This is a genomic window from Streptococcus sp. 27098_8_109 (assembly GCF_041432295.1).
Classification (GTDB): Bacteria; Bacillota; Bacilli; order Lactobacillales; family Streptococcaceae; genus Streptococcus.
In genome coordinates, this window is the sequence record NZ_JAPVZJ010000020.1 from 1 (window position 1) to 26,862 (window position 26,862).

At 40.5% G+C, this 26,862-nt stretch carries 19 protein-coding genes and 1 pseudogene; all 20 read right to left on the bottom strand.

What is annotated here, in order from left to right:
* Window positions 1–3,192: DUF1542 domain-containing protein (locus tag O3664_RS07750; protein ID WP_371613859.1), on the bottom strand; the 3,192-nt coding region annotated here is incomplete at its 3' end.
* A 321-nt stretch (window positions 3,193–3,513) separates the two neighbouring features.
* Entirely contained in the window at window positions 3,514–9,420 is a 5,907-nt protein-coding gene (locus O3664_RS07755) for a ZmpA/ZmpB/ZmpC family metallo-endopeptidase (RefSeq protein WP_371613860.1), read from the bottom strand.
* A 2-nt stretch (window positions 9,421–9,422) separates the two neighbouring features.
* Window positions 9,423–9,986, bottom strand: a complete 564-nt coding sequence (locus O3664_RS07760; RefSeq protein WP_031237165.1) for a TIGR01440 family protein — start codon at window positions 9,984–9,986, stop codon at window positions 9,423–9,425.
* 114 nt (window positions 9,987–10,100) lie between these two features.
* Window positions 10,101–11,792, bottom strand: a complete 1,692-nt coding sequence (locus O3664_RS07765; protein ID WP_371613861.1) for a sensor histidine kinase — start codon at window positions 11,790–11,792, stop codon at window positions 10,101–10,103.
* Window positions 11,789–12,526 carry a response regulator transcription factor gene (locus O3664_RS07770; RefSeq protein WP_023947816.1) on the bottom strand — a complete coding sequence of 246 codons (738 nt, stop codon included), beginning with the start codon at window positions 12,524–12,526 and terminating at the stop codon, window positions 11,789–11,791. The genes O3664_RS07765 and O3664_RS07770 overlap by 4 nt, the downstream gene beginning before the upstream one ends.
* 70 nt (window positions 12,527–12,596) lie before the next feature.
* Entirely contained in the window at window positions 12,597–13,709 is a 1,113-nt protein-coding gene (msrB, locus tag O3664_RS07775; RefSeq protein WP_023947817.1) for a peptide-methionine (R)-S-oxide reductase MsrB, read from the bottom strand.
* A gap of 9 nt (window positions 13,710–13,718) precedes the next feature.
* The gene (locus O3664_RS07780; RefSeq protein ID WP_371613862.1) at window positions 13,719–14,282 is read right to left on the bottom strand and encodes a redoxin family protein; all 564 of its coding nucleotides are present in this window, start codon (window positions 14,280–14,282) and stop codon (window positions 13,719–13,721) included.
* 13 nt (window positions 14,283–14,295) lie between these two features.
* Complete coding sequence (ccdA2, locus tag O3664_RS07785; protein WP_031237167.1) at window positions 14,296–15,006, bottom strand: thiol-disulfide oxidoreductase-associated membrane protein CcdA2; 711 nt, start codon at window positions 15,004–15,006, stop codon at window positions 14,296–14,298.
* Window positions 15,007–15,326: 320 nt separating this feature from the next.
* Window positions 15,327–15,680 (bottom strand): annotated as a pseudogene (locus O3664_RS07790) (hypothetical protein); the annotation flags it as partial.
* Window positions 15,681–16,559 carry an Rpn family recombination-promoting nuclease/putative transposase gene (locus O3664_RS07795; protein ID WP_371613863.1) on the bottom strand — a complete coding sequence of 293 codons (879 nt, stop codon included), beginning with the start codon at window positions 16,557–16,559 and terminating at the stop codon, window positions 15,681–15,683. It abuts the pseudogene before it with no gap.
* 144 nt (window positions 16,560–16,703) lie between these two features.
* Window positions 16,704–17,252 carry a GNAT family N-acetyltransferase gene (locus O3664_RS07800; RefSeq protein ID WP_261150722.1) on the bottom strand — a complete coding sequence of 183 codons (549 nt, stop codon included), beginning with the start codon at window positions 17,250–17,252 and terminating at the stop codon, window positions 16,704–16,706.
* 296 nt (window positions 17,253–17,548) lie between these two features.
* Entirely contained in the window at window positions 17,549–18,373 is an 825-nt protein-coding gene (gene nadE / locus O3664_RS07805) for an ammonia-dependent NAD(+) synthetase (protein ID WP_223340482.1), read from the bottom strand.
* Window positions 18,370–19,830 carry a nicotinate phosphoribosyltransferase gene (locus O3664_RS07810; RefSeq protein WP_223340481.1) on the bottom strand — a complete coding sequence of 487 codons (1,461 nt, stop codon included), beginning with the start codon at window positions 19,828–19,830 and terminating at the stop codon, window positions 18,370–18,372. The genes nadE and O3664_RS07810 overlap by 4 nt, the downstream gene beginning before the upstream one ends.
* A gap of 465 nt (window positions 19,831–20,295) precedes the next feature.
* The gene (locus O3664_RS07815) at window positions 20,296–20,706 is read right to left on the bottom strand and encodes a GNAT family N-acetyltransferase (protein WP_125416856.1); all 411 of its coding nucleotides are present in this window, start codon (window positions 20,704–20,706) and stop codon (window positions 20,296–20,298) included.
* A 100-nt stretch (window positions 20,707–20,806) separates the two neighbouring features.
* Window positions 20,807–22,171 (bottom strand): amino acid permease, encoded by a 1,365-nt coding sequence (locus O3664_RS07820; protein ID WP_261022935.1) that lies wholly within the window; start codon window positions 22,169–22,171, stop codon window positions 20,807–20,809.
* Between the two features lie 75 nt (window positions 22,172–22,246).
* Complete coding sequence (gene greA, locus O3664_RS07825; protein ID WP_261011534.1) at window positions 22,247–22,729, bottom strand: transcription elongation factor GreA; 483 nt, start codon at window positions 22,727–22,729, stop codon at window positions 22,247–22,249.
* A 60-nt stretch (window positions 22,730–22,789) separates the two neighbouring features.
* Window positions 22,790–24,484 carry an endolytic transglycosylase MltG gene (gene mltG / locus O3664_RS07830; RefSeq protein WP_371613864.1) on the bottom strand — a complete coding sequence of 565 codons (1,695 nt, stop codon included), beginning with the start codon at window positions 24,482–24,484 and terminating at the stop codon, window positions 22,790–22,792.
* A gap of 79 nt (window positions 24,485–24,563) precedes the next feature.
* Complete coding sequence (locus tag O3664_RS07835; RefSeq protein ID WP_049502113.1) at window positions 24,564–25,058, bottom strand: GNAT family N-acetyltransferase; 495 nt, start codon at window positions 25,056–25,058, stop codon at window positions 24,564–24,566.
* A complete protein-coding gene (locus tag O3664_RS07840) occupies window positions 25,055–25,516 on the bottom strand; it encodes a GNAT family N-acetyltransferase (RefSeq protein ID WP_049547132.1) in 462 nt (153 codons plus the stop codon). Before O3664_RS07840 ends, O3664_RS07835 begins: the two co-directional genes overlap by 4 nt.
* 9 nt (window positions 25,517–25,525) lie before the next feature.
* Entirely contained in the window at window positions 25,526–26,860 is a 1,335-nt protein-coding gene (gene murC / locus O3664_RS07845) for a UDP-N-acetylmuramate--L-alanine ligase (protein WP_000048084.1), read from the bottom strand.
* Window positions 26,861–26,862 lie beyond the last annotated feature (2 nt).

The following is a 26,862-nucleotide window of genomic DNA, read 5'->3' on the forward strand; positions in this document are numbered from 1 at the left end:
CGCGTTGTCGATTGCTTGCTTCGCCGCGTCTGCTTTCGCTTTCGCGTCTTCCTTAGCTTTTGCTTTTTCTTCGTCTGTCAAATCGTTGTTGGCATCAATTGCGTCATTCTTAGCTTTTAATGCGTCATCGATGGCTTGCTTCGCTGCTGGTTTGGCTACCGGCGTTGGAGTCACCGAATCTACTGATATTGCCCCAGCGTTTTTAGCTTGAGTTACTGCATCGTTTGTTGTCGCGTTGTCGATGGCTTGCTTTGCTACATCTGCTTTGGATTTTGCGTCTTCCTTAGCTTTGGATTTTTCTTCAGCAGTCAAATCGTTATTGGCATCAATCTCTGCTTCTTTTGCTTTTAACGCTTCATCAACTGCATTTTTTGCGTCAGTTTTCTTTTGGCTTGCTTGCGGATTAACGCTTTCTACATCAGCAACGCCTGTAGTTTTCGCATTATCTACTGTTGAGTTTGTTGTTGCAGTATCAATATTATTTTTAGCCGCTGTTGCTCTTGCTTGTGCATCTGCTTTTGCTGCTTCTTTTTCTTCAGTTGTTAAATCATTTCTTGCATCAAGTTGTGCTACTTTCGCTTTCAGCGCGTCTTCGATTGCTTTCTTAGCCGCTGGTTTCGCTACCGCTGTTGGCATTACTGAACTTACACTTGTTGTTCCTGCCGTTTGGGCTGAGTCCACTGCTACGTTTGTTGTTGCATTATCGATTGCTGTTTTTGCTGCATTCGCTTTTGCCTGTGCATCTGCTTTTGCTGCATTCTTCTCTTCTGTCGTTAAGTCGTCATTCGCATCGATGGCTGCTTCTTTCGCTCTTAAAGCTGAGTCAATAGCTGCTTTTGCCGTATTTTTCTTCGTTACTACAGGATTATCATTGCTAATCGCTGTTGTCCCAGATGTTTTGGCATTATCTAATGCTGCTTTTGTCGTTACCGAGTTATCATTAATTGCTGTTAAAGCTTTCGCCTTATCGGCATTAACTTTTTCGATTGCAGCTGCTTTTTCTTCTGCAGTTGCGTTTGTATTAGCATTAATCTCTGCAATTTTATCTTCAGCAGCCTTGTTAACCGCATCAATTGCAGGTTGTTTATTTAAACTTGTGAATTCTGATAAAGGTTTTGTATCAGTTGAACCATCTTTATAGGTCACAACAAGATTTCCATTAGCATCTTTTGTAATCGTAGAAATTCTTGTCGCTTGATTGTCTACAGCTTGTCCTCTCTTGCTAGTAAAATTAGCATCATCGTTAGTTTGAGAGTATTCGATTTTTACTTTTTCTTTAATTTTTTCAAATTCGTCAGCCGTAACATTCGCTGGATCTACTACACTAACTGTTCCTTCTGGAGTCTTAATATCATATTTAGTAGTTTGATTTTTTACAACAAATTCAACATAACCTTCAATTTTTTGACGTTCTGCAGGATTAGTAGTTGCATTAATTCTTCCGTTAAAAGGTGCACTTTCTCCATTGTTGTCATCTTTTGCAACGATAACACTTGTCCATTTTTTCCCAGCAGTTAAATTCGTTGTTCCAGTCATTTTAATGGTTGCTGTCTTCTTATCTTCAGAAACAGAACCCGCTCCGCTTGTTACTGCGCTATCAACAATATTCCCTACTGCTAAACCAAAACTAGTTGCATTATTATAGTTAATGTCACCAGGGCCACGAAGTTTTAGGTCCTTAATCTTAGACTCATCCGTTGCAGTAAATGTTAGGTCTGTCTCTTCTCCAGAATAGATATAAATATTTCTGTTCGCTTCGTTTGAATACGGTAGATTAACAACCGGCGGAACATTTTTTTGTACAATTTCACTTACTGGTTTTGTCTTCGTAGAACCATCTGTAAATGTCACAACGATATTATTCCCAACGATATTAACAGATTGGATAACATCCTCAGGATGTTCAACTAAAGTTCCACGTTTATCAGCAAATCGTGCATCTTCGTTTGTTGTTGAATATTCTAATTGAATACTATCTTTGATTTTCTTTAAATCTTCTGCTGTAGGATTTGTCAAACTAGTTACAGAAATCTTTTCATCTGTAGGTTGAGATCTTAATGAATATTTCTTAGATTGAGCTTTTAATACTAAGTAGAAATACCCTGGGTCTGCAATACTATCACCTTTTTTAAGATTCTCTCTACCTTGATCATCAACCACCTGAATATAACGAGTACCCACGTTAAGTGTTTGGTTTTCTTGTTTTGTATAATCTCTGTGTTTTTTCAGTATATCGTTTGGACGACCTGTAATAACGATTTTCGCAGGATTTGCTTGACTCGCCTCCGATGTTACCCCTGCCGTTTCAGCACGATTTATTACCCTAGCAGTAAATCCAAATTCAACATCCAAGTCATTATCTGTACCTGCAACATTAGGGAATCTTTGTCTAGATCCTTTCTTAATCGTTGCATAACGAATCTTTCCAGTTTCAGAATAAACAGGAATTTCTAATGAGAAATGCTCTTCGTTATAGATATAGATTTTCTTCTCATCTGGTATGGAGAATGTAAAGTCTACCTTAGGATCTTGATTCACAGCTGCACGGAATGTTGTATCCTTTTCAATTTCACTCCCATTACGTGGATCATTGGCACCAGTATTTTCAATCGCATTTGATTCTGATGGTTTCTCAGTATTATCAGCTTTGATACCAACTGTTTCTTTACCTTCAGTTGTATCTGTTGAAACAATTTCTTTTTTCTCAACCAGCTTATTTCGTAATTTTGAGTTAACTGTAGCAACCAGTTTTTGATAGGCACTCGTCAATTCTTCTTGACTGCTTGCGTTCGCTAAAGTTGCTTTGGCATTAGCCAATTCAGCAGCTAGACTCGCTACACTTTCCTCTGTCTTATTAGCGTAGGCTCCACTTGAAATCTTACCTTCAATTTCACCAATATAATTTGCAAGTTGGCTTTTATCTAATTCTGGTTTACTAATTTTTGGCTCACTGATTTTGGACTCACTCTGATTTTCAGCCTTCTCCCCACCTAATTGAGCCAACTCTACTTTACTAGAAGACTCTTCAGTTACTTTCAATTGATCAGCTGCAACTGCTCCATTTCCTAAAAACATTAAAAAGGCAGCAACCGCTACACTCGCTGCACCAAAACTATATTTACGAATGGAGAAACGCATGATTTTTTCTTTTCTCTGATTCTCAAGGGACTTATCAGAAAGCTTGTTCTTCATTTATAATATTTCCTTTTCTCTTATCTGTATACACATTATATCATATTAAACTTTATGCGTATTTACAAATTACTTTATATTTAATTTTATAATTTTTAAGCTATTTTTGCAAGTTGTTTGAACTAGAACAGAATCCATAAAACAAAGCCCTGCCTGACATTTCATTTACTTTTTGAAAATCTATTTTCTAGTATTTTAGTTATAAATATATTCAATAATTATGCTTGTAAATGAACAGTCAATCACTACATAAATAAAAAGGAGAAGACATACTTGCCTCTCCTTTTTGAGATTAAGTCAGTCCCTTCAGGACTAACAAAATTATTTAAAGATTGAAGTTTTAAAGCTATTTGTTTGTTGAAGAAGTTTCTTGAAGATTTTCTCTTTAAGTGATACGGTATTATCAAATTTAACTGAGCCATTTTTAAGAGTAGCTTTATCTTTATCAACAGCTGCAGCAAATGCATTCTTCAAGTCATCGTAACTACTATATGTAGTGCCGTCAATTGTAACTGGGTTAAATCCTGCTTTCGCTTTATCAACAACTTCTTTGAAGTATTCTTTCTTCCAATCTTCTAGAGTATTAAATTTACCATCAGAAACTTTCTTAATGATGAAGTCATCTCCTAGAGTAGCATGACCTGCTTGTTTAGACTCATTTTTCAGCATGTTAGAAGCATAATTTAGGAAGCCTTTTTCATATCCAAAGTAACCCCACATACGGAAGGTGTTATGTTTGAATGACATTGCTCCTGGAGCTCCTTCACTCGTATTACCACCATAGATACCAGCAGTGATAGGCACAGTTACATAGGCAGAGCCAAATCCAGTTGGATCATACTGACCATTACCAGGACCGTGCTTGGTCATGAAGTTTTTCTCTACTAAGTCGTTAACAGATGTTAAATTATATTCTTTTTCTTCTGCATTTAAATCTCTAACGTTGTCGTATTGGTTCTTCGTATTAGCTCCACGAAGTTGCTTATCTACTTTCTTGAACCAAGCGTTGTTTAGTTCTTTACTGCCTTTATCAATTACAGCTTCTCCTTCAAGGTAATCAAGAAGCATAAGCGTATCATTGAAACCTTTCATGTAATGATCGATTTCTGCACGAGATGCAAGGTCGTTTGGATTTGTGTTGTACCATTGGTTTCCATCGTTTGGATGTTCGTATGCCATGTTTAATCCCAGTGCTTTAAAGTCACCGTTTGGACTTGTTTCAGCAGGTGATTGTAACATACCTTGTGCAAATGCCTCTAGGTCAGTACCTTCACGGTGTCTAGAACCACCTAAGTAAACCATGCGGTCATTTACGTGAGTCGTTTCGTGAGTGAAGGCTGAGATACCAAAGTCACTAATCATATCAGTAACCATGAAGAAGACTGAATCATCCTTATAAGGGTTACCGTAAATACGAGCTACAGCTCCCATACGCCAGTCAGTTGCATGATAACGACCTGTTGGCCCGTATAATTCACGGATAGGCGCTACATCCTTACCACTATTCGTATATCCATATTTATCTGTGCTGATTCCTTTATAGTTTTGGTTATCAAGTACTGGTGTTGGCACCATGTTATTGCTCTTAAGCAGCTGGTTGCGAACTTTATCCAATGATAGACGAGACCAGAAATCTAGGTAATTTTGTTGACCTTTAGCAACTTTATTGATTTCAGCTTTGAATGCTTCACGTTCGGCTTCAGTATTCTTACCGTATTTCTCAAATGAACTGTATGCCATAGTGTTATATGTTGAGATTAAGAACATATGCGCATCTTTTAAGTTAAGAAGTGGTAAAATCATCTTACCGTGAACATCGTTGTTTAATCCTTCGTATGCTCTGTGTTTCTTATCAGCAAATTCAGGAGTTGTTGTTTTAGGTTCAACGATATATACATTATCTTTAGTAGCTTTTATGAACCAATCGTTTAAGTCTGTGTCACTTGTGAATAGACGCATATTATAGTCTAAGAAACTGTTTAACTCACCTATACCAATAACTCCACCGATCGTTTCGCGATAAGCTTCTAAAGTTCTATCACCTTTAATGTTACTTTCTTTAGAACCAACCTTAATCAAGAAGTCTAACACATTTACATTCTTACCATAGAAGTCAGGTTTGAATAGCATTAATTCTTTAATATTAAAGTCATCGAATTTAACTCCGTAGTAACGGTTGAGGTAAGACAAACCAAGAAGAACTGCGGCCTTATTGTCATCGATTTTCTTAATCAAGGCACGTTTTACAGCTTCATCAGTGTTAAGCTGGTGATCTTCATTTTCAACTAACTTCGTAACGAATTTATTAAGATTATCTTTAACATACTTGAAGCTTTCTTCTAAGTACAAATCTTTAATTGCATTGACTTTGTTGCCACCAGTTCTACCCAAGTGTTGGTAAATCGGATCAGATTGTAATTCTACTGGACTTAACTTGCTTTCGATAGCGCTGATTAAATCTGTACGATCTTTAACAACCATGTTTGGTGTATAAACGACTTCACCCAATTCAGCCACGCTGTATTCTTTCACTTGTTTCACTTTAGATTCTTTCGGTGAAATTGTAAAGATTTCTTTTGTCTTATCTGCGTAGTGAACCATAATATGGTCAGCATCTGTAAGGTCTGTGACAAAGTCATTTCCTTTCATTGCAGTTACAGACAATACTTCTTTAGTTAACAAGTTTGAACCTTCTGCAAGCTTGTTCCCTTGGTTGACAATCCATTCTTTGTTATAGAATGGCTGAAGTTTTTCGATGTTACGGTAAGCAAGCTCACGAGAAGCATCGTAGTCATCAATATTTTTGTATTGATTAGCTTTACTTACAATATTGTTCAGTTTATCTTCAACAGGAAGTGTGCTTTCGAATTTATCAGCAGTGATTCCCATTTTAGCAATTAATTCATCAGCTTTTTCTTTAGTTATGCTAGGAATTTTTTTAGAATTAGTATAAGTTGTTTTACCTTCACTTACACCCTCAACACTGTAGTTGCGCTTCGTTCTAGAGTATGTAAAGTAATCATCAGCATCAATATCAGAGTGACCAAAGACCATTTCACCAGTCTTAACTTTCATCATAGTGATGTTGTCTTCTATAGCCCCTAGTGCCCAGTTAGTCCCTAGCAGTCCACCAGACATAACGGCTTCTTTGAGTTCAATAGAGCCTTTTGCTACAGAGTTTCGAAGAGTACCTTCTTTACCTAAAGTATTGTTGTTGCCACCGTTTTGAGATGAATATACGATTCCAGCGGCCTTAGCTTTGTTACCTGTGATTTCAGCATCAACATAAGCTTTTTCTACAATACCTTTCCAGTTTTCACCGACGATACCTGTTAAGTAACCACCGCGATTTCCAGCAGCGTGTACTTTACCGATAAATGCAACATTACGAACTGTACCACTGCCATCAATTTTATTGATAACCCCAGATACATCATTATTACCAATAACGTTACCTGTTACTTTAATATTCTCTACAGTCGCATTATTTTTGATAACATTCGCTAATGGCGCAATCCTATCAGTCCCTGGCATGTCGATATTTACATTTTCAAGTAGTAAATCTTTAACAGTACCACCGACAATATCACCGAATAAAGGTCTGTTCATATTGCTAATGGTAAATTTATTACCGTCAGTGCTTGTTAATGTTCCTTTGAAAGCATTAGTAACATAAGATTTTCCTGCTGGTTTAACGTTAGCAGCATTGATATTGCTACCAAGCTTAAATGTGCCAGTCGGGTCTTTTTGCATAGCTTTTACAAGGTCGTCAAAGCTATAATATACATCACCTTCGTGTGTTTTTTGTTTTTCAAAGTAATGAACATACTCTTCGCTCAGTGTGTTATCAGCATTCCGTTGAATCAAATCAGGTGCTTTGGCAGTGACTTTGTATAAAGTTTTTCCGTCTTTTTCTACTTCTTCAATCTTATCAACAGCCAGTCTTGTTATTTTATTGTCATGAGTAGTCACTCGTAAATAAAGCGGAGCAACATCAGCTGGTTTTTCTGTCAGTAAACTAGTGTCTGTTTCGTTACCATCAGCGTCCACACTCATCAAGCTTGTTTCTTTGATGTTTTTGATTTCAACTTTTTTGAGGTCAATTCTTAGCGGTTCTTCCTTCAGAACTTCTTCCTCATCACCCTCACCACGGTCATAAACCATCTTCGTTTCAAGTTTATAATCCTTGTAGTACTGTAAATCTGTCAGGGTAGTTGTCAAGTCATCTGGTGAAACATTCAAGGTTTTGACAATCTCATCACCTTTTTTCAGAGTTAAGGTAATAGATTTAATGGCTGCCTTACTTGGATTTTCTAGACTATACTTAACATCTGAAGTCCGTTTCAAATCCTTAGATTCAACTGCTGTGATGGTCAATACTGGTTTTTCAAAGCTCTTGGTACCACGTTTTAAAATTTTATCTTGAGGTGCCTCAAGGATTTCCTCTGTAACTTTTGGAGCGTCCTCTGTTTTAACTCCCTTAATGGTATTAAAAGTCTTGGTGATTTTTTTCTGACCTTCTTTTCCTTCTTGAGCGACAACTTCTAAGCCTTTTTTCAGTTGATCATCTTCTTTAACAACTTCCTTAAATGGAATCTTTTCAAGACTTTCTTCTACAAGAGTTCCTTCAATTGGTTTTGTCCCACGACTTACCTGTTGGTTTACAGGCTCCTTGGTAACTTCTGTGCTAGTTGAAAGAACTTGGTCAGTTTTAACACCTTCTACTGTTTTATAAGTTGTTTTAGTAACTTGACTACCTTTTTCACCATTTCTTACGACAGTTTCTTCGTCCGTATACTTGGTTGGATCCTCAGTCGTTTCAGTTTTGTAGTCTAGGTCTGTAGTCGATGTTTCAACAAGGGTTCCCTCAGTTACTTTGTACTCAGGTAACGGTTCTTGTACAAGAGCTTGACCTGCTTTACCTTCCTCTTGTGTACCTTTTACTTCGATTGGAGCTTCTGGTAAGGTTGGTTGTGTTAAGGCTTGGCCTTCTTTACCTTCCTCTTGGGTACCTTTTGATTCTATTGGAGCCTCTGGAAGTTCTGGTTGTGTTAGAGCTTGACCTGCTTTGCCTTCTTCTTGGGTACCCTTCGTTTCAACTGGAGCATCTGGTAAGGTTGGTTGTGTTAAGACTTGGCCTTCTTTGCCTTCCTCTTGAGTTCCTTTTGCTACTTGATGCGTTGATTCAGCTTGTGGTACTGGAGTTGGGGCAGGTTGCACCTCTTTCTTCGTTCCGACTGCAATGACTTGCGACACAGGATTTTGGACTACTTGGTCTTGGATGACTTCTCTAACTTCTTGACCGTTGACCATCGAAACTTTGCTTACAAGGCGACGCTGACCATTTACTCCAGCTGCGACGATACGAGTCTGTCCTTCTGCTAGATTCGCATCTGGATTTGTGACTGTTTCAAACGGAATCTCCACCAAGCTCTCTTCCTGTCTTGTCTGAGGCTTCTCAGAAACTGGTTTTTCTTCAATAGCAGAAGCAACTGGATTCTCTACTACAGGTTTCTCGACGACAGTTTCAGGAGTGACAGCAGGTCTTTCTTGAACGACTTCTGTTTTCTCGATTTCATTTACACTTTGCTTTTCTACTGGTAACTGAGGCTGTTCAGCTGAAGCTGGTCTTGATAGATGGAGTTCTGCTTCCTTGAAGTAGCCAATGTACTCATAGCCATCAATGTGGATGATCCCTTCAGCCAAGCCTTCATGTGTAGAGGCTGAAATAGTTTGGTTATAAGAAAGCAATTCTTTATTTTCAAATGCGAATGTCCCATAAGGTACAAAGGTGCTGGCTCCTAAAGAACCAATCAAGAGAACACCTAGAACTTCTCTACGACCTTTTTTGGACACCAAAAAGACTGCTAGAGAAGCCGTTGCCAAGCCAAGACCTGCCAAAGCTAGTTCCTTACTTCCTGTATAAGGAAGTTGTTGACTGGTAGTTGCCTTCTTACGATAAACTACATAAAGAATATCTTCATCTTGAAATTCTGTTGGAACCTCATGATGAATCAGGGCTTTTTCAGACTCAGTCAATTCCTGCTCCGCCAAATAACGGTAATGAACGCTATGAGCTCCACCAACTTCATTGGCTTGTACCTTATCTACTGAAAGAGTACTAGCACCAAAAAGGAAGGCCCCGATTGCTACAGGACCTACCCCAACAGTTAGCTTACGAATCGAATATTTGGTGATTTTTTCTAGTTGTTGTTTTGTTTTTTTCATTCTCACGACTTTCTGATAGAATCTTGTGGATAATGCGCACGCGCACCTCCAATTAATTTTGGACGGCTAGCAAGAGCCGTTACATGGGCATGCCCAATTTCTCTCAAAAGAGGGCGAATCGGAACCTGAACATGCTTGACATGCATACCAATTGCAGTGTCTCCGATATCCAATCCAGCATGAGCCTTGATAAATTCAACCTCAACTGGATCTTGCATAAACTTGAAGGCTGCCAACTGACCTGACCCTCCTGCATGAAGGGTAGGAAGGACACTGACGATTTCCAGACCAAACTGCTCTGCCACCTGACGTTCAACGACGAGGGCCCGATTGACATGTTCACAACCTTGAACAGCTAGATGAATTCCTTTTTCCTCTAGGATATCTAGGATGGTCTTCACGATGATTTCCCCAATTTCTTGGCTAGATTCCTTGCCAATCTGACCACCTATCACTTCACTAGAAGAAAGGCCTAAAACAAAGATAGATTCTTGTTTCAAATTGGCCTTTTCTAATACATCGTTTACAATCTGGCTTGTTTCTCTTTGAATGTCTTTTTCCTTCATACTTGATACCTCTTTTGTCATTATCTATCATATCGTTTTTTCTACGTTTTAGCAAGATAGACAACCTAGAAAGCTTGCTCAATTACGCATAAAACTCCCAGAATTGACTGGGAGTTAGCTAGTTTCTATTCTATTTATGTATATTTCAACTGTCGTCCCTTTTGAGGGAATAGAATCAAACTTCATTTGGTAATCTTCTCCAAAATGAAGTTTGAGCCGCTGATCAACATTTTGAAGACCAACTCCCCCACGTTTGAGTTGACTTTGACTACTATCGCCAGCATCTTGGAAGCCAACTCCATCATCCTCAATGCGGATGACTAGTCCTGTCTCCTGTTTCTGGACAGAAACTCTAATATGTCCTTGACCTTCCTTTTCCTTAATGCCATGGTACAGGGCATTCTCTACTAAGGGTTGTAGGACCAGCTTGGGCAAGACTAGCTTATCAAAGGCAGGATTTTCATCAATCTCATATTCCAGCTTATCTCCATAGCGTTGTTTCTGGATAAAGAGATACTGGCGAACATGATTGATTTCGTCAGAGAGACAAATCAAGTCCTTGCCCCGATTGAGTGCTAAGCGAAAGTAGGTTGCCAAGGATTTGGTCACCTGAACCACTCGCTGACTATCCTGAAATTCAGCCATCCAGATGATTGTGTCCAAGGTGTTATAGAGGAAATGCGGATTAATCTGGCTCGATAGAGCTTGAAGTTGGTACTGACGGGTCGTTTCTTCCTGCCTGCGAATATCAGCCATCAGCTGATCAATCTGATCCAACATGGCATTGAACTGACGAGACACTTCTCTCAGTTCATAGGCACCAGCTTCCTTGGCACGAAGATTCTGACCACCAGAAGCAATTTCCAGCATGGTTTCTCTCAAATCCTTCAAAGGAGCAATCCAGCGTTTAAGACTGAACCACACCAAGCAGAGACAGGCAAGAAGAGATGTGACACTAGCCCCAAGCAAGGTCCACATGAGTTGACTCCGAACCTGGTCTAACTTCTCCAACGAAGACACGCCAAGCACCGTCCAATCAGTTCCAGCAATCCTTTCCTGACTGACGTAGGATTTGTGATCTGGAGTATAGCCCTGCCCTGTCTCAATGTAAGGTTTCATGGCCTCCATTTCGCTAGACGAACTATAAACTGTATGTTGAGGATGATAAACAAATTCATGGTTTTCATTGATGATAAAGGCAAAACCCTGCTGACCCAACTGAAGTTGGTTAAGATAAGCTTCCAGAGTTTCATAAGAAATATCCAAACGAAGCACACCCAGATTGGCTCCCTTTGCATCAAGAAGTTCTTGAGTGACAGAAATGACCCACTGACTATCTGATTTACGAGCTGGAGTTAAAACTGGTTTAGCTCCCTGATGAATGGCCTTTTGGTACCAATCTTCAGTCATCATATCAGAGGAAGTTTTCATCTGCACAATGTCATCTGTAGAAATGACCTGACCGGATTTGGTTACCAGTACCACCGTTTTCAAGTCCTGGTCTGCCTTTAAGATAGTCAAAAACAGATCTCGGATTCCCTTGACTTGGTCTTGGTTAGGATTCTCAGCATAGGATAGAACATCTGCCTGCTGGGTCAAACTAGTCGAGGTGGTTTCTAATTTTTTGATATAAGACTGGATAAAGTGGCTAGTTTGGCTGATAGTCGTCTGGCTATTGCCCTCAATGCTAGCCTCAATGGCTGATGAACTAGATTGATAGTAGAAAGTCCCAACCAGAGCTAGGAGAATGAGAAAGACCAGAAAGATGGAAATAACCATTCTGACTAGGAGAGAAGAACGTTTCATCGACCTTCCCCCTTCTTAAACTGACGAGGGGTCACACCTGCAATCTGTTTAAAACGTTGGGTAAAATAGTTCATATCTTCAAAACCAACCTTTTCGGCTATCTCATAAATCTTCAGATCTGTAGTTAAAAGCAAGAGCTTGGCTTGTTTGACACGCTCTCTCACCAGATAATCCTGAAAAGGCAGGCCCAATTCTTTCTTAATCAAAGAACTCAGATAAGTCGGACTAAAGCCCAAGTCACTGGCCAAAGACTTTAAACTAAACTGGCTATCAGCCAGATGGGACTGGATTTTTTGGGCTATGTTTCCTTCAAACTTTTCAGTCAGTAAATCTTGTAACTGCTCTTCTTTCTCTTCCTTATCTAGTTTTTGCTTGATTTTCCCCAACATTTCCTCAATATCCTGACGAGAAAAGGGCTTGAGCAGGTAGTCATCCACACCGAGTTTGACAGCAGACAAGGCATAATCAAAATCATCGTATCCTGTCAAAAAAACTAGATGCACCTGAGGGTAGGTTTCTCGGACCAGACTGGCTAACTGGATGCCATTTAGCTGAGGCATGTTGATATCGGTTAAAATGATATCTGGCACCTGCTTTTGTATCAATTCCCAAGCCTGTCTTCCATTTTCAGCTTGACCGATGATTTCCATATCGTAGGCTGCTACATTGACCAGCTTTGTCAAGCCTTGTCTCACCAGATATTCATCTTCTACGATTAAGATTGTGTAGGTCATGCTTCTCTCCTTTGTCACTTACTAGTATCAGTATAGCAAAATTCTCCTCTAACTGCTTAGGAAAGCCCTCTTAATCGACATAATCTAGTAAATAAGCATAGCCTTTTTCTTCCATTTGGTCTTTGGGAATAAAGCGGATAGAGAGACTATTAATACAGTAGCGCAAGCCACCCTTGTCCTGTGGGCCGTCCGTAAAGACATGGCCAAGGTGAGAATCTCCAACTCGGCTCCGCACTTCCATGCGTGTCATATTGTAGGACTTATCTTCCTTGTAGGTGGCAACATCTGGGCTGATGGGTTGAGTGAAACTAGGCCATCCGCAACCAGACTCAAACTTGTCCTTTGATGAAAAGAGGGGTTCGCCAGTTGCCACATCCACATAGATACCAGATTCAAATTTATCCCAGTAGCGGTTTGAGAAAGCTCGTTCTGTTTGATTTTTCTGGGTAACTGCATACTCCTCAGGTGACAAGTTCTTTTTCAATTCTTCATCACTTGGTTTGGGATATTTGCTAGCATCGATGACGGGATAGGCTGCCTGATTGACATTGATATGGCAGTAGCCATTTGGATTTTTCTTGAGATAGTCTTGGTGGTAATCCTCTGCCACGACAAAATTCTTCAAGGTTTCCTTTTCAACTGCTAGAGGTTGGTCGTATTTCTTAGCCACCTCATCAAAGACTTGGTTAATCACCTCTAAATCCTTGTCATCTGTGTAATAAACACCAGTACGGTACTGGGTTCCCACATCATTTCCTTGTTTATTTTTGCTAGTTGGATTAATAATGCGGAAATAATGAAGCAGAATTTCCTTGAGGGAAATTTGATTAGCATCATAGGTGACATGGACAGTTTCTGCATGCCCTGTTTGGTTGATCAATTCGTACTTAGTTGTTTCCCCTCTACCATTTGCATAGCCTGAAACGGCATCTGTCACACCGGGAACGCGTGAGAAGTATTCCTCCACTCCCCAGAAACATCCTCCAGCTAGATAAATTTCGTGCAAGTCTGCATCTTTACTCACTTCTGTTTTTTTCACTGTTTTTCCTCCTTGGCTAACTGCCGCTTTCTCAATTTGCGAGCTATCTGTCTGCCCTGCATTTCGCATCAATAGAAAATAGAAACCGGTTATGGCTAGGAAAAAAATCCCTGCCAAGACAAACAATTTTACTTTATCATTCATGACCTTTCTCTACCCCATTTCTTTCAATGTTTTTAAAATCATATCCTTATCCATAAAACCAGGTTGAGTTTTGACCAGCTTTCCTTCCTTGTCTATAAAGGCTTGAGTTGGGTAAGAACGGACACCATAACTTTCCAAAAGTTTACCTGATGGGTCAATTAGAACTGGGAAGTTTTTATAATCCAAACCCTTGTACCAGTTCTTAAAGTCTGCTTCTGCTTGTTCCCCCTTGTGTCCAGGTGACACTACTGTCAAGACAACATAATCATCACCAGCATCCTTAGCAATTTCATCCGTATCTGGAAGGCTAGCCAGACAGATGGAACACCAAGAAGCCCAGAATTTAAGATAGACTTTCTTGCCCTTGTAATCAGACAAGCGATAGGTCTTGCCATCTACTCCCGTCAGTTCAAAATCAGCAACCGCCTGACCTTTAGTCGCAGTTTTCGAACTAACTTGTTCTGTTTTGGTTTGCTCCTTCATAGTAGCTTCGTCTGACATATTTTTAGTCGAACAGGCTGCTAAACAACAGATTGAGCCTACTCCAAGGAGACATGTTTGCCATTTTTTCATTTCTTCTTCCTCTCTATTCAAATAATGTAGTCAAAATGGAAGCATTTCCCAAAAGCACCAAGATTCCCATCACGATAATGAGGAAACCACCCACTTTTTTGAAGGTTCCGAGATAAGGATGGAGCTTTCGGAAATGTTTCAAAACATAGCTGGAGGCTAGAGCTAAAACCAAAAATGGTAGCGCCAAACCCAGCGTGTAAATAAACATGAGACCAGCTCCCTGCCAAGCACCTGAACCACCTGAAGCCGCCAAGGCTAAAACAGAGCCCAGAACCGGTCCTACACATGGCGTCCAAGCAAAACTGAAGGTCAACCCCAGTAAAAATGCCTGACTATGACCCTTACCCTTTTGCCCCTGTCTCTGTAATTGTAGCCTTCTTTCCTTGTAGAGTCCCTGAAAATGTAAGACTTCCATCTGATGCAAGCCCAAGAGAATGATGACCGCACCCGTCACATACTGAAACCAAGAGGCATACAACAGGTCTCCTAAAAAGCCAGCTCCATAACCCAGTAGGATAAAGATAAAGGAAATCCCCGCTATGAAAGCTAGAGTTCTCAATAAACTAACAATTGAGATTGAAAATCTGCCGCTAGAAACCTGAGCACCATCTCTATCATCCAACAAGACCCCTGCATAGACCGGTAACAAGGGTAAGATACAAGGAGAAAAGAAGGAAAGAATTCCAGCAAGAAAAACACTGATAAAAAAGATAATATTATCCATTGCCTTCCTCCATTCTTTGATTTGATAGGACTATTATAGCCCCAAAACTCCAGAAAAAACAGGGGCAATGATAGGGAAAAATAGGAATTTAATCAGGTTATACTTCAAATAAATCAAAAAACATGAGTAAAAGGGTAAGCTATCTTAGGTTTTAGAGCGAACATCTAGTAAATAAAAAAAACAGATTCTTCCCTTTATCACGGAAAAAATCTGTCATTGACTTACTGATTTACAAAAAATTCCAATTACGGTTTGCGAACCTCGTCTTTGCTGGTTTCTCTGTATTTTTTTAGTTCCAAAAATGCATTATCATGATGGTTTTATAACAGTGTCTCAAATTCAAAGACGCTCATTCCCAGCTGCTGACTTGCAACCTCAGGTGTTAGAAGACCTTGACGTACTAGATTTACTAAACCTACTTTTAATCCCTCTTCAATCCCTTCCACCCTAGCAGTTTCCAAGGCATAATCATGAGCCAATAATGCTTGTTCTTCGCGTCTGCGTTGTTCACTAAACATTTTCCTGTCCTCCTCGGACCAGCTCTTGTAGTCTAGCAGTTGGTCTGCCTGGCTGATAGCTCGCTCGGGTTGTTGGGTAAAGGGTTTATTACCGAAAAACTCCAACCATGGCTTGCGAACCTTATCCTTGCTGGTTTTTCTGTATTTTCTTAGTTCTTATTTGTGATGCTCTTTCAATAGTTCTTCAAACTCAGCGACAGTTATACCTAACTGCTGGCTGGCAACCTCAGAAGTCAGAAGACCTTGGTGGACCATATCTAGGAAGGCAAAAAATTTCCCTTCCTCCCTAGCAGTTTCCAAAGCATAGTCCTGTGCTAACAAGGCTTGTTCTTCACGCATACGTAGTTGACTAAACATTTTCCTGTCCTCCTCGGACCAGCTTTTATAGTCTAGCAGTTGGTCTGCCTGGCTGATGGCTCGCTCGGGTTGTTGGGTAAAGGGTTTATTCCCAAAAAACTCCAACCACGGTTTGCGAACGCTATCCTTGCTGGTTTCTCTGTATTTTTTTAGTTCTAAGAACGCCATCTTGACTAGATGGTTTTCCTGACTGTTGTTTGTAATTGTCAAAACCTCACCTGTCGTATCCTCTCGCATACTAAAACTGTGAAAGGCTAAATCATCCTGAAAGTAGTTGCTGTCCACAATTGCAATGGCGTAGACAGGAGCGATATGCTTGTAACTCTGGTGTGTATCACCTTCACGTTGACGAATTTTTTCAAGATTTTGATTGACCTGACTACACAGATAAGCCCATAAACGATTAATGAAAAAATTCTGATGATGCACCTGAATCTCAATGATTACTTGAGTTCCATTATCTAGTTCAGCTAAAACGTCTATACTGGTATAGAAATCCTGAGCCGAGTACGGTGTAGTGGGTAAGACGTGAATGTTACTTCCTTCCAAAATAGTTACATTTTTGGCTGGCAAGTCTAACATATCGCGAATAAATTGACAAGTGATTTCTGGATTGCTAAAGATTTTCTTAGCAACCAAATCGTTGGTCGGGCTGATGCCCGGATGTCTTAAAATCATCCATTTCCTCCTCTTATTATACCACAATTTTAAATCTAGTTTTACTAGATTCGATGGTTCTATCTATTTATTCGAAAAAGAGAGGATAAATGAAACAGTAAATAAAAAATGAGGACAGCGGATAAGCAATAAATTTTAAGCTTATCAGTCCTCCTTACTTATCTGATAATAAATAAGATCCGCAAGATAGCCTTTTCTCTCCACCCCATTTGCAACAGTTTTTAGATAGGACATTCCAGCTTTTTCCATGACACGACCTGAAGCTGGATTGAGACTGGCATATCGTGCTCTGACATTTTGAAAACCTGCTTGAGTAAAACAGAAGTCTAAGACAGCTTTCAAGGCCTCCGTCATCATACCACGACCCCAATAGTTTTTTCCTAAAATATAGCCAATTTCACAACTTGAATCATCCTCATCTATCTTAACGATACTGATATCTCCAATCACTTGTTCTGGGTCTTCTTTGAGACAAATGGCCCATTTGTAATAATTGGGATTAGAATAGGAGGAAATCCAATTACGAATCGAGTTCCGAGTCACCTCGACATCAGGATGGGGATCCCAAGTGACATAGGTCAGATTCTCAACAGATGAAGCCCAATTTTGAAACATGGCTTCCTCATCACTCTCCACAAATCTTCGCAAGATTAAACGATCTGTCTGTAACATTTGCGTACCGATTGATTTCATGACGCTACCTCGCTTTCTAAGCTTAAGACAATAAGCTAAAAAGGTCCACTGGACCTTCTTCGCTTACCTGTTTCCATGCTCGGGGTAAAAAGACTAAACTCAGTAACAGCTAGGAAACAAGTGTTTTTTCTAATCCCTTGACGCAGTCGCTGTCTGGTTTGAAATGCGCTTTACCAAGCTTTTCAAACCTAGTCATCGTTGCGGGGGTGAGACAACGAAATCGAACTCTTCGAGTTATCGAATCTACCTCGTTTTCCCCTTTCTAGACTCGGGCTGAAAACCTCCACTGGAGGTTTTCACTCCCAAAAGTCATCAAAGACGGTGATTGGTAGGTGGCGTTTGTGTTGGCCTTTGTGCCACCAGTTTTCAATAGTCGATTGAGCTTCTGGGCTAACTTGTTTGCCTTCGAGGTAGTCATCAATTTCATTGTAAGTGACTCCGAGAGCGACTTCATCAGCTAGGCCTGGTTTCTCTTCTTCCAAATCTGCTGTTGGGATTTTTTCATAAAGGGCTGGGTCTGCACCAAGTTCCTTCAATAATTGTTTTCCTTGACGTTTATTGAGACGGAAAAGGGGTAAAATATCTGCACCACCGTCACCAAACTTGGTAAAGAAACCTGTGATATTTTCCGCAGCATGGTCTGTTCCAATGACCGCTCCACTATGGGCACCAGCAAGGGCATATTGGGCAATCATACGGCAACGTGCCTTGATATTGCCTTTGTTAAAGTCTGAAACAGGACTACCTGTCGCTTCAACTGCAGCTGTCATGGCATCTGCCGACTCCTTGATATTAACTACCAAGCTGACATCTGGCTGGATAAATGCTAAGGCTTTTTGAGCATCTGCTTCATCAGCTTGCACTCCGTATGGCAGGCGGACAGCGATAAATTTGTAGCTGTCGTCTCCCGTTTCTGCTCTCAGTTCTTCCATAGCTAGTTGGGCCAATCGACCTGCTAAGGTTGAGTCTTGTCCCCCTGAAATCCCTAATACAAAGGTTTTTAGGAAGGGATGTTTTTTCAGGTATCTTTTTAAGAAATCAATGGAACGACGGATTTCTTCCTGGGCATCAATCACTGGTTTCACGCCCAGTTCCTGGATAATCGTTTCTTGCAAACTCATTCTTCTTCTCCTTCACCAAGGGCTTCCTTGCGCATCTTGTCAATCAAGTCCATCTTGTCTTGCCATACATCACGCGCCAAATCTACTGGATAGTGCTGCGGATTGAGCACACGCTTGTACTCATCCCAAAGCTTGTCAAATTCCTTACGAGCATAAGCCTGAATCTCAGTCAAGCTAGGCAGATTGTAAATCAATTTTCCATCTTTGAAAATATCCACTAAGAGAGGAACAGCATCAAAATTACGAACCGTCTTCTTGATGTAGGTATAAGTCGGATGGAACATCTTGATTTCTGTCATGTCGCCAACATCTACACCATCATAAGTGATATAGTCGCCTTCTGACTTGCCTTTTTCACGACTGGTAATGCGCCACACCTGCTTCTTACCTGGCGTAGACACTTTTTCCGCATTATTAGACAGCTTGATCGTATTACGCATCTGGCCATTTTCATCTTCGATGGCAACAATCTTATAAACTGCCCCAAGAGCTGGCTGGTCATAGGCTGTAATCAGCTTAGTACCCACACCCCAGACATCAATCTTGGCCTTTTGCATCTTGAGGTTGAGGATAGTATTCTCATCCAAATCATTTGAAGCATAAATCTTAGCCTCTGTAAATCCAGCCTCGTCCAGTTGCTGACGGACTTTCTTGGAAATGTAGGCAATATCCCCAGAGTCAATCCGCACACCCATAAAGTTAATCTGGTCCCCCAACTCACGCGCCACCTGAATGGCAGCTGGTACACCGATACGAAGGGTGTCATAGGTATCCACAAGAAAGACACAGTTTTTGTGGGTCGCAGCATAAGCCTTGAAGGCCTCATAGTCGTTACCATAAACCTGTACCAAGGCATGGGCATGGGTTCCCAAAACAGGAATGTCAAAGAGTTTACCAGCACGCACGTTGCTGGTTCCATTGGCTCCACCAATCACCGCTGCGCGTGTTCCCCAGATAGCCGCATCCATCTCTTGCGCCCGACGTGTCCCAAACTCCATTAAAGGTTCATCTTCAATGACTGAACGAATACGAGCTGCCTTAGTCGCCACCAAGGTCTGGTAGTTGACGATGTTCAAAAGGGCCGTTTCTACCAATTGACATTGGACTAGAGGGCCTTCCACCTGCACAATCGGTTCATTAGCAAAAACCAAATCCCCTTCTTGGGCAGAACGAACGGTCAACTCCAACTTGAAATTGCGGAGATAGTCCAAGAATGCCCCATGATAGCCTAGAGACTCCAAATAGGCAATATCACTATCTGAAAAACGCAGGTCTTCAAGATAACTCACAATTCTTTCCAAACCAGCAAAAACCGCATAGCCATTCTTAAAAGGCTGTTGGCGGAAATACACCTCAAAGACCGCCTTTTTATTGTGAATCCCTTGGTCAAAGTAAACCTGCATCATGTTTATCTGGTACAAGTCCGTGTGCAATGTCAAACTATCATCTGGATACATACTTTTCCTACTTCCTTAGCTAGAAACACATGAAAATTTTCAAGAACTTTCATGTATTCCAATAAATTAGTACTATTATATCACATTTTAGCTGGATTGAGAAAAGAGTAACAAGCTATTCTCAACTCTCCAGTTCATCCATATCTTGTTCAAACTTTTTTTGAGCCCATTCGCCATAGCTCTAACGCAATTTATAAATGTCATTTTGTAAAATTTTATTAACAAAAAAAAACTCTCTACCACAAAATAGAGAGTGTTAAGTTTAAATATAGGATTTCAAAATATCGACGGCATCGCTTCTTTTCTTAACCTTATGACCTTGATTCCCAATTTCTCAGCTACGATTGTATTGTCCTCACTATCACCTAGAAAGACACAATTTGTAGGATTTAACTGGTATTTATCGAGAATCTCCTTCATACTTATGTCAAGTCCCCCTCTTTGCTTTATGATTTCATATTCTCCTTACAAATCTTTTTGGTAATAAAATCTTTTTCCTGTGTAGGGATAGTTTTGCAAAGCAAAGACTTCCTTGTAGCCATGCCTTTTATAAAAATCAGGAGCTTGAAACTGGTAAGTATTGACAAAAGTAAAACGACAGTTTCGATTCTTAGCTTCAGTTTCTGCTTGCCGCAATAGCTTTGAACCGATTCCTTGCCCTCTCAGTTCCTCTTTTACAAATAAATACTCAATTTCTAGCCAATTTCCAAAAGTCTCTGCTATCAAACCTGCCAGGAGATTGCCCTTTTCATCTTCGACATAAAGATTAAGTGGCTCACTTTCAGCTTCTTCTCTTTTTGAACGGTTATAAACACGAATCAGATTCCCTATTTCCTGGACTTTCTGTGATTCCTCATTTTCCAATCTAAAGTACATCTAAATCTCCTCAAATACTGTTACAGCTTGATTATAGTCTTATTTCAATAGACTGTCAAACTAGCAAAAACCCACCAATCTAAGTTGATGAGTTTCAAATTTATTTTCTAAATTTCCACTGACTATAAATCCCGAAACCGATAATCCAAATAGCTGAACCAATTGCTCCTACAAATGTAGACTCTTGTAAAAAGAGGGTTACAAAGACAAAGGCAAAGAAGAGCATGGTTAAAGGATTTAGGAAACGATAATGGGGCATAAGATAGCCATCCGCCATAAAGTCTGGTGACTTGCGGTATTTAAGGTGAGCCACCATAATCAAGATATAAATGGCGATATAGACACCGGATGATGATGCTGTAATCAAGGCAAAGGCATCCGACACACCTGGCAAGATGTTGATAAAGGCTGCTAGGGCAATCAAAATTGCTGAAGCGATGATGGCATTTTGTGGCACATTGTGGCGAGAAAGAGTATCTGCTTTAATTGCTTTTAGGAAACGATTTGGTGAATCATGAGCAATCTGATACAAATGACGACCTGTTGAATAAAGGGTTGAGTTAAGAGCAGATGCTGCTGACGTCAAAACGACGAAGTTAATCAAGGCCGCTGCCCACTTGACTCCTGCCAATTCAAATACTGTAACAAAAGGAGAATCAGCCGATGCAAGCTCACGCCACGGAATGATAGCCATGATGGCTAAGAGGGCACCACCGTAGAAAAAGGCGATACGCAAAGGAATTTCCTTAACGGCTTTTGGCAAGACCTGACGTGGATTTTTTGTTTCTGAAGTCGTTACCCCGATAAACTCAATCATGAGGTAGGCAAAGAAAACCATCTGGAAGGCCATGACAAAGTTAACTCCACCATTTGGGAAGAGGGAGAAATTGTCGGCGATATTAGCCAAACTTGCTACTCCATGTGGTGTCTTAAAGCCTGTCAAGACCATAAAGACTCCTGTGGCAATCATAGCTAAAATAGCCACAATCTTGACCATAGCAAACCAAAACTCAACTTCCCCAAAGAGCTTCACCGCAATCAGATTGACTAAGGCTAGAATGGTTAAAAATCCAATCTCAATCATCCAACTTGGCCAGCTAGGGAACCAAAACTGAACGTAGTGAGAGATGGCTGTAATTTCCGCCATACCGATAAAGACAACGGATAGCCAGTAGGACCAAACCGAGAAATAACCCCAGCCCTTACCTAAATGGCGCGTGATAAAGTTGATAAAGGTATGTTGCTCAGGGTCTTGGTAGAGCATTTCCCCAACCGCACGCATCATGAGGAACATAAAAGCCCCAGTAATCATATAAATCAGTACAATGGAAGGACCTGTTAGGCTAATAGAGCGACCTGCTCCCAAAAAGAGTCCTGTTCCGATTGTCCCAGCGATGGCCATAACCTGTACGTGACGATTAGTTAAACCACGCTCCATCTTATTTTTTTTCTTCTTTGAACTCATAACGTCTCCAATTCAATTTAAAATGGAAAAAGGAGTGAGTGAAGCGCACTGCCTCCTCACTCCTTTTTTCTGTTTTTAGGCTGTTTTTTCAACCTTCAAGATTTTTACATCATAGCTATCAACAGGTGTTTCAATGGTTGCTGTGTCACCTGTTTTCTTGCCAATCAAGGCTTGTCCAATTGGGCTTTCATTTGAAACTTTACCCGCAAAGGCATCTGCACCGGCTGAACCTACGATAATATAAACTTCTTCCTCGTCCTCACCAATTTCTTGGATAGTGACTGTTTTTCCAATCGCCACTTCATCATCGGCAACTGAGTCGCTATTGACGATTTCAGCATAACGGATTTTTGTTTCCAAGCTAGAGATTTGTCCTTCGACAAAAGCTTGTTCATCCTTAGCTGCTTCGTATTCACTGTTTTCTGAAAGGTCACCATATGAACGGGCAATCTTAATGCGTTCTACCACTTCTGGTCGGCGGACCAATTTCAATTCTTCTAATTCTTTTTCAAGTTTTTCCTTTTCCGCTAGGGTCATAGGATATGTTTTTTCTGCCATTTTTCTCAACTTTCTTTCGATAGTATTGAATCTCTATCTGAGATTCTCATTGTTGTAGTCTTAGTTTGAACTACTATTTTGAGTAAGCTTGCTATTGACGTGTTCAGCTACATTACGATCATGCTCTTCCTGTGTCACTGCGTAATAGACTTTACCATCTGTAACATTGGCTACAAAGTATAGGTTCTCACTCTTTGTTTGGTTGATACTTGCTTCAATCGCGTCCTGACTTGGACTATCTACTGGACCAGGCATCAAACCAGGTTTGGTATAAACATTGTATGGTGAATTAATTGATGTATCAATTCCAGCATCGTCTGCTAGGCTAATATTTTGACCAAGTTTCCCTTGGGCATACAAGATTGCAATATTGCTTTGAAGAGGCATGCCGAGATTCAAACGGTTGTAGAAAACACCTGCAATCAACTTACGGTCTTCAGTCTTAGCACCTTCTTTTTCAACAAGTGAAGCAATTGTTAGCAATTCATTGACTGTCAAGTTTTTAGACTTAATTGCACTATAGTGCGGCGTCAAGGTCTTATCCATAGCTGCCAGCATCTCATCAATCAAACTTTCAATAGTTGTGCTTTCCTTGATAGAGTAGGTCGCTGGGAAAAGATAACCTTCCAAACGGTAACGAGCCCCACTTTCTTTCGTTGGCAAGCTTTCGAGTAGGTTTGGATATTTAGCAACTTCTTGACTGATAAAGTTGTCATCTTGCACTTTAGCCAAGAAAGCTTCCGCTGTCAAAGGTTCTTTAAATTCACCTTGTAATTGGCCTACAGCTTGGGCAATTTGATCAATGGTATATCCTTCTGGAATCGTTAAATCTGCAAGTGAAGGTTCTTGAGGTTCAGGAGTACCACCTTTTTGGAGTTCCTTAATGATATCCTCTGTACTCATGCTCTTTTGCAAATTGTAATATCCAGCCTTCAAATCTGAATAATTTTTATATTTAGCATAAAAAGCAAAAATCACTCCGTGTTTAATCACACCAGAATTTTCAAGTGCTGAGCCAATCTCTTGGACATTGGCTCCTTCTGGGATTTGAACGGTTACATATTCCTTAGAATTTGCATCAACTGGTAATAAAGATGATTGAACATACTGGTAACCGAAGTAACCACCTGCCGAAATCAAGGCAAGGAAAATCAGTAGAGAAATGAAGAAAGCCTTCAAATGTGATTTTTTCTTCTTGACAGGTTTAACAGTCTCACGACGACTACGACTCGGAGTTTCAGAAATGACTTCAACAGCTTCCGTTTCCATAACTGGTTCTGGTTTTGTTACTTCTTTCTGAGGCTCTTTTTTAGCTTCAGTCTTATAAGAAACAGCTACTCTTGTTGGAGTTACGTTGAAATCTTCTTCGACCTTTTGTGGACGATTAGTCTCTGGCCCTGGAACCGGTCTTGATGGACTTGCTTCAACTGGTGAAGCTGGAACATCTTGACTAGGGCGACGAGGAGTAATCGGAGCTTCTACTCTTGATTCATCTGCCGGTGATGCAGGCATATCCTCACTAGGATGTTTTGGAACACGTGGTGCATTCTCCATAATTTTTTCAACAGCTGATAGGGATGCATTCATCACCTCTTCATCAGCAATTTTTGTGTCAGGGACAGACAAAGCTGATTTTTTTTCATCAAGTTCAGCGGCCTCTTGACGAATCCCTTCATAACTTTTTACTTTTTCTAAATCACGTAAAATCTGCTCTTTAAAGCTTAATTTTTCGTCTTCTCTTGGCTTTTCACTCAAAAGTTTATCCTCCTCGTTGACAATCCATAATATTATATCTTAAAAACGAAAGAAAAGCAACTTAGCATGCTTTTCTAGCTTATTTTTTAGCTTCCCAGACCATATCATACCAGGTTTCTCCTGCAAAGGTTGACTGGGACTGGCCTTCATTGACAAATCCATGCTTTTCGTAGTAGGCGATGAGATAGTCATGACAGGTTAGGTTAATGCCTTCTCTTTCGTGTTCAAGCGCCAACTCTTTCAAGGCTGTGAGTAATTTTTGACCAAGTCCAAGTCCCTGTGCCTCCTTGGCAATAGAAAGACAGGTCACAGAGATATAACCACCAGACTCATGACTATGGTCTTCTATCTCCTCTGTAAAGGACTGGTCTTTCAGATGACGCTGGGGGCCAACTGGTCCTTCTATATACCCCATGATTCTGCCTTCTTTTTCTGCAACCAGAAACGAGGTCTGAATTTCTCGCAAATGTGCTTCAAAAACAGAGCGAGGAATGGCTTCTTCAATCGAGAAATTTTCTAGTTCAATCTCAACGATACGATCCAAATCTTCTAATCTTGCTTGTCTGATTTTCATTGTGCCTCCAGATAAAAGGGATTAAACCAAATCATACTAAAACCCTGGCTAGTTGCATAAAGCGAAGTTTCTTCATCAATAAAACCGTTCATTTCAAAATAGGATAGCAACTCATCAGGACTCTTCAAACGAATAGCTTTGTAATCCAGCTCAACCGCCACCTCTTTCAAAGCCGCAAGAAGAAGCGTGCCCAAGCCCTGTCTCTGATGGCCAGACTCAATGACTAAAGAATGCATTTCTAGACATTGCGGATTATGTGGCTGCGGACCACCTAGAACATAGCCCAGAAGCTGATTTTCATCCCTAGCTAGAAGAAAGGTATCCGCATACTTACGGATACTTTCTTCTAAAATATGGGAAGGTTGCTGCTTTTCAGCTGGAAAAGATGAAGCCTTAAGTTCCTCTATCTCAGCCAAATCAGACTTACTTGCCTGAATGATCTTAATAGGAATTTCCATGGGAAAATCCTATTGAACATTGCTTGTCAAGTTAGACAAGAGTCGCTCAAATGAGTATTCATAGGTTTGGATATCTCCTGCTCCCATAAAGACGTAAACAGCATTGTCATGGTCTAGGAGTGGAGAAACATTTTCAACAGTGATCACTTGGTGTTTCTTATTGATTTTATTGGCTAGGTCTTCTACCTTAACATCACCATGGTCTACTTCACGAGCAGATCCATAAATTTGCGCTAGGTAAACTGCATCCGCCTGGTTCAAAGCGTGGGCAAAGTCGTCCAACAGGGCAATAGTTCTAGTAAAGGTATGCGGTTGGAAGATTGCTACGATCTCTTTACTTGGATATTTTTGACGAGCCGCATCCAAAGTAGCAATGATTTCTGTTGGATGGTGGGCAAAATCATCGATAATCACCGTGTCATTGACAATTTTTTCTGTGAAACGACGCTTAACACCGGCAAATGTTTTCAAGTGTTCACGCACCAAGTTCAAATCAAAGCCTGCTGTGTACAGCAATCCGATGACTGCTGTCGCATTCATGATATTATGACGACCAAAGGTTGGGATGTGGAATTGTCCCAACTCTTGTCCACGGAAGTGAACAGTGAAGGTTGAACCAGTTGTAGAACGGAGAAGATCACTAGCGACAAAGTCATTACCTTCTGCTTCAAAACCATAATAATAAATTGGTGCATCAGACGTAATCTTACGCAATTCAGCATCTTCTCCGTAGATAAACAAACCTTTGGTAATTTGTTTAGCATAGTCGTTAAAGGCATTGAAAACATCCTCTAGACTTGTGAAATAGTCTGGATGGTCAAAGTCAATGTTAGTGATGATAGAATATTCTGGGTGGTAAGGCATGAAGTGGCGCTCATATTCGTCAGATTCGAAGACAAAATATTTGGCATTGGCTGAACCACGACCGGTCCCATCTCCAATCAAGAAGCTAGTATCTGTGATATGAGACAAGACATGAGACAACATACCTGTAGTTGAAGTTTTTCCATGTGCTCCAGCTACTCCCATGCTAACAAAGTCGCGCATAAAGCTACCTAGGAACTCATGGTAACGTTTGTAGCTGATACCATTTTGGTCCGCATAGGCAATTTCGACGTTGTTATCTGGACGAAAGGCATTTCCAGCGATAATTTCCATATCACCGTCTAGATTCTTTTCATCAAAAGGAAGAATGGTAATCCCTGCCTGCTCAAGACCACGTTGAGTAAAGTAGTATTTTTCAACATCTGAACCCTGTACCTTATGCCCCATTTGGTGCAACATCAAGGCCAAGGCACTCATACCTGATCCCTTAATTCCGATAAAATGATATGTCTTTGACATGT

What these genes read in the sequence shown, in the direction of transcription:
- O3664_RS07760 (WP_031237165.1), bottom strand. Translation starts at nt 9,986, where the DNA reads ATGAAGGAAAAAGACATTCAAAGAGAAACAAGCCAGATTGTAAACGAT.
- nadE (WP_223340482.1), bottom strand. Translation starts at nt 18,373, where the DNA reads ATGAGTTTGCAAGAAACGATTATCCAGGAACTGGGCGTGAAACCAGTG.
- O3664_RS07795 (WP_371613863.1), bottom strand. Translation starts at nt 16,559, where the DNA reads ATGATTTTAAGACATCCGGGCATCAGCCCGACCAACGATTTGGTTGCT.
- greA (WP_261011534.1), bottom strand. Translation starts at nt 22,729, where the DNA reads ATGGCAGAAAAAACATATCCTATGACCCTAGCGGAAAAGGAAAAACTT.
- murC (WP_000048084.1), bottom strand. Translation starts at nt 26,860, where the DNA reads ATGTCAAAGACATATCATTTTATCGGAATTAAGGGATCAGGTATGAGT.
- O3664_RS07815 (WP_125416856.1), bottom strand. Translation starts at nt 20,706, where the DNA reads ATGTACTTTAGATTGGAAAATGAGGAATCACAGAAAGTCCAGGAAATA.
- O3664_RS07835 (WP_049502113.1), bottom strand. Translation starts at nt 25,058, where the DNA reads ATGAAAATCAGACAAGCAAGATTAGAAGATTTGGATCGTATCGTTGAG.
- msrB (WP_023947817.1), bottom strand. Translation starts at nt 13,709, where the DNA reads ATGAATGATAAAGTAAAATTGTTTGTCTTGGCAGGGATTTTTTTCCTA.
- O3664_RS07770 (WP_023947816.1), bottom strand. Translation starts at nt 12,526, where the DNA reads ATGACCTACACAATCTTAATCGTAGAAGATGAATATCTGGTGAGACAA.
- O3664_RS07810 (WP_223340481.1), bottom strand. Translation starts at nt 19,830, where the DNA reads ATGTATCCAGATGATAGTTTGACATTGCACACGGACTTGTACCAGATA.
- O3664_RS07800 (WP_261150722.1), bottom strand. Translation starts at nt 17,252, where the DNA reads ATGAAATCAATCGGTACGCAAATGTTACAGACAGATCGTTTAATCTTG.
- O3664_RS07780 (WP_371613862.1), bottom strand. Translation starts at nt 14,282, where the DNA reads ATGAAAAAATGGCAAACATGTCTCCTTGGAGTAGGCTCAATCTGTTGT.
- O3664_RS07755 (WP_371613860.1), bottom strand. Translation starts at nt 9,420, where the DNA reads ATGAAAAAAACAAAACAACAACTAGAAAAAATCACCAAATATTCGATT.
- O3664_RS07820 (WP_261022935.1), bottom strand. Translation starts at nt 22,171, where the DNA reads ATGAGTTCAAAGAAGAAAAAAAATAAGATGGAGCGTGGTTTAACTAAT.
- O3664_RS07840 (WP_049547132.1), bottom strand. Translation starts at nt 25,516, where the DNA reads ATGGAAATTCCTATTAAGATCATTCAGGCAAGTAAGTCTGATTTGGCT.
- O3664_RS07765 (WP_371613861.1), bottom strand. Translation starts at nt 11,792, where the DNA reads ATGAAACGTTCTTCTCTCCTAGTCAGAATGGTTATTTCCATCTTTCTG.
- ccdA2 (WP_031237167.1), bottom strand. Translation starts at nt 15,006, where the DNA reads ATGGATAATATTATCTTTTTTATCAGTGTTTTTCTTGCTGGAATTCTT.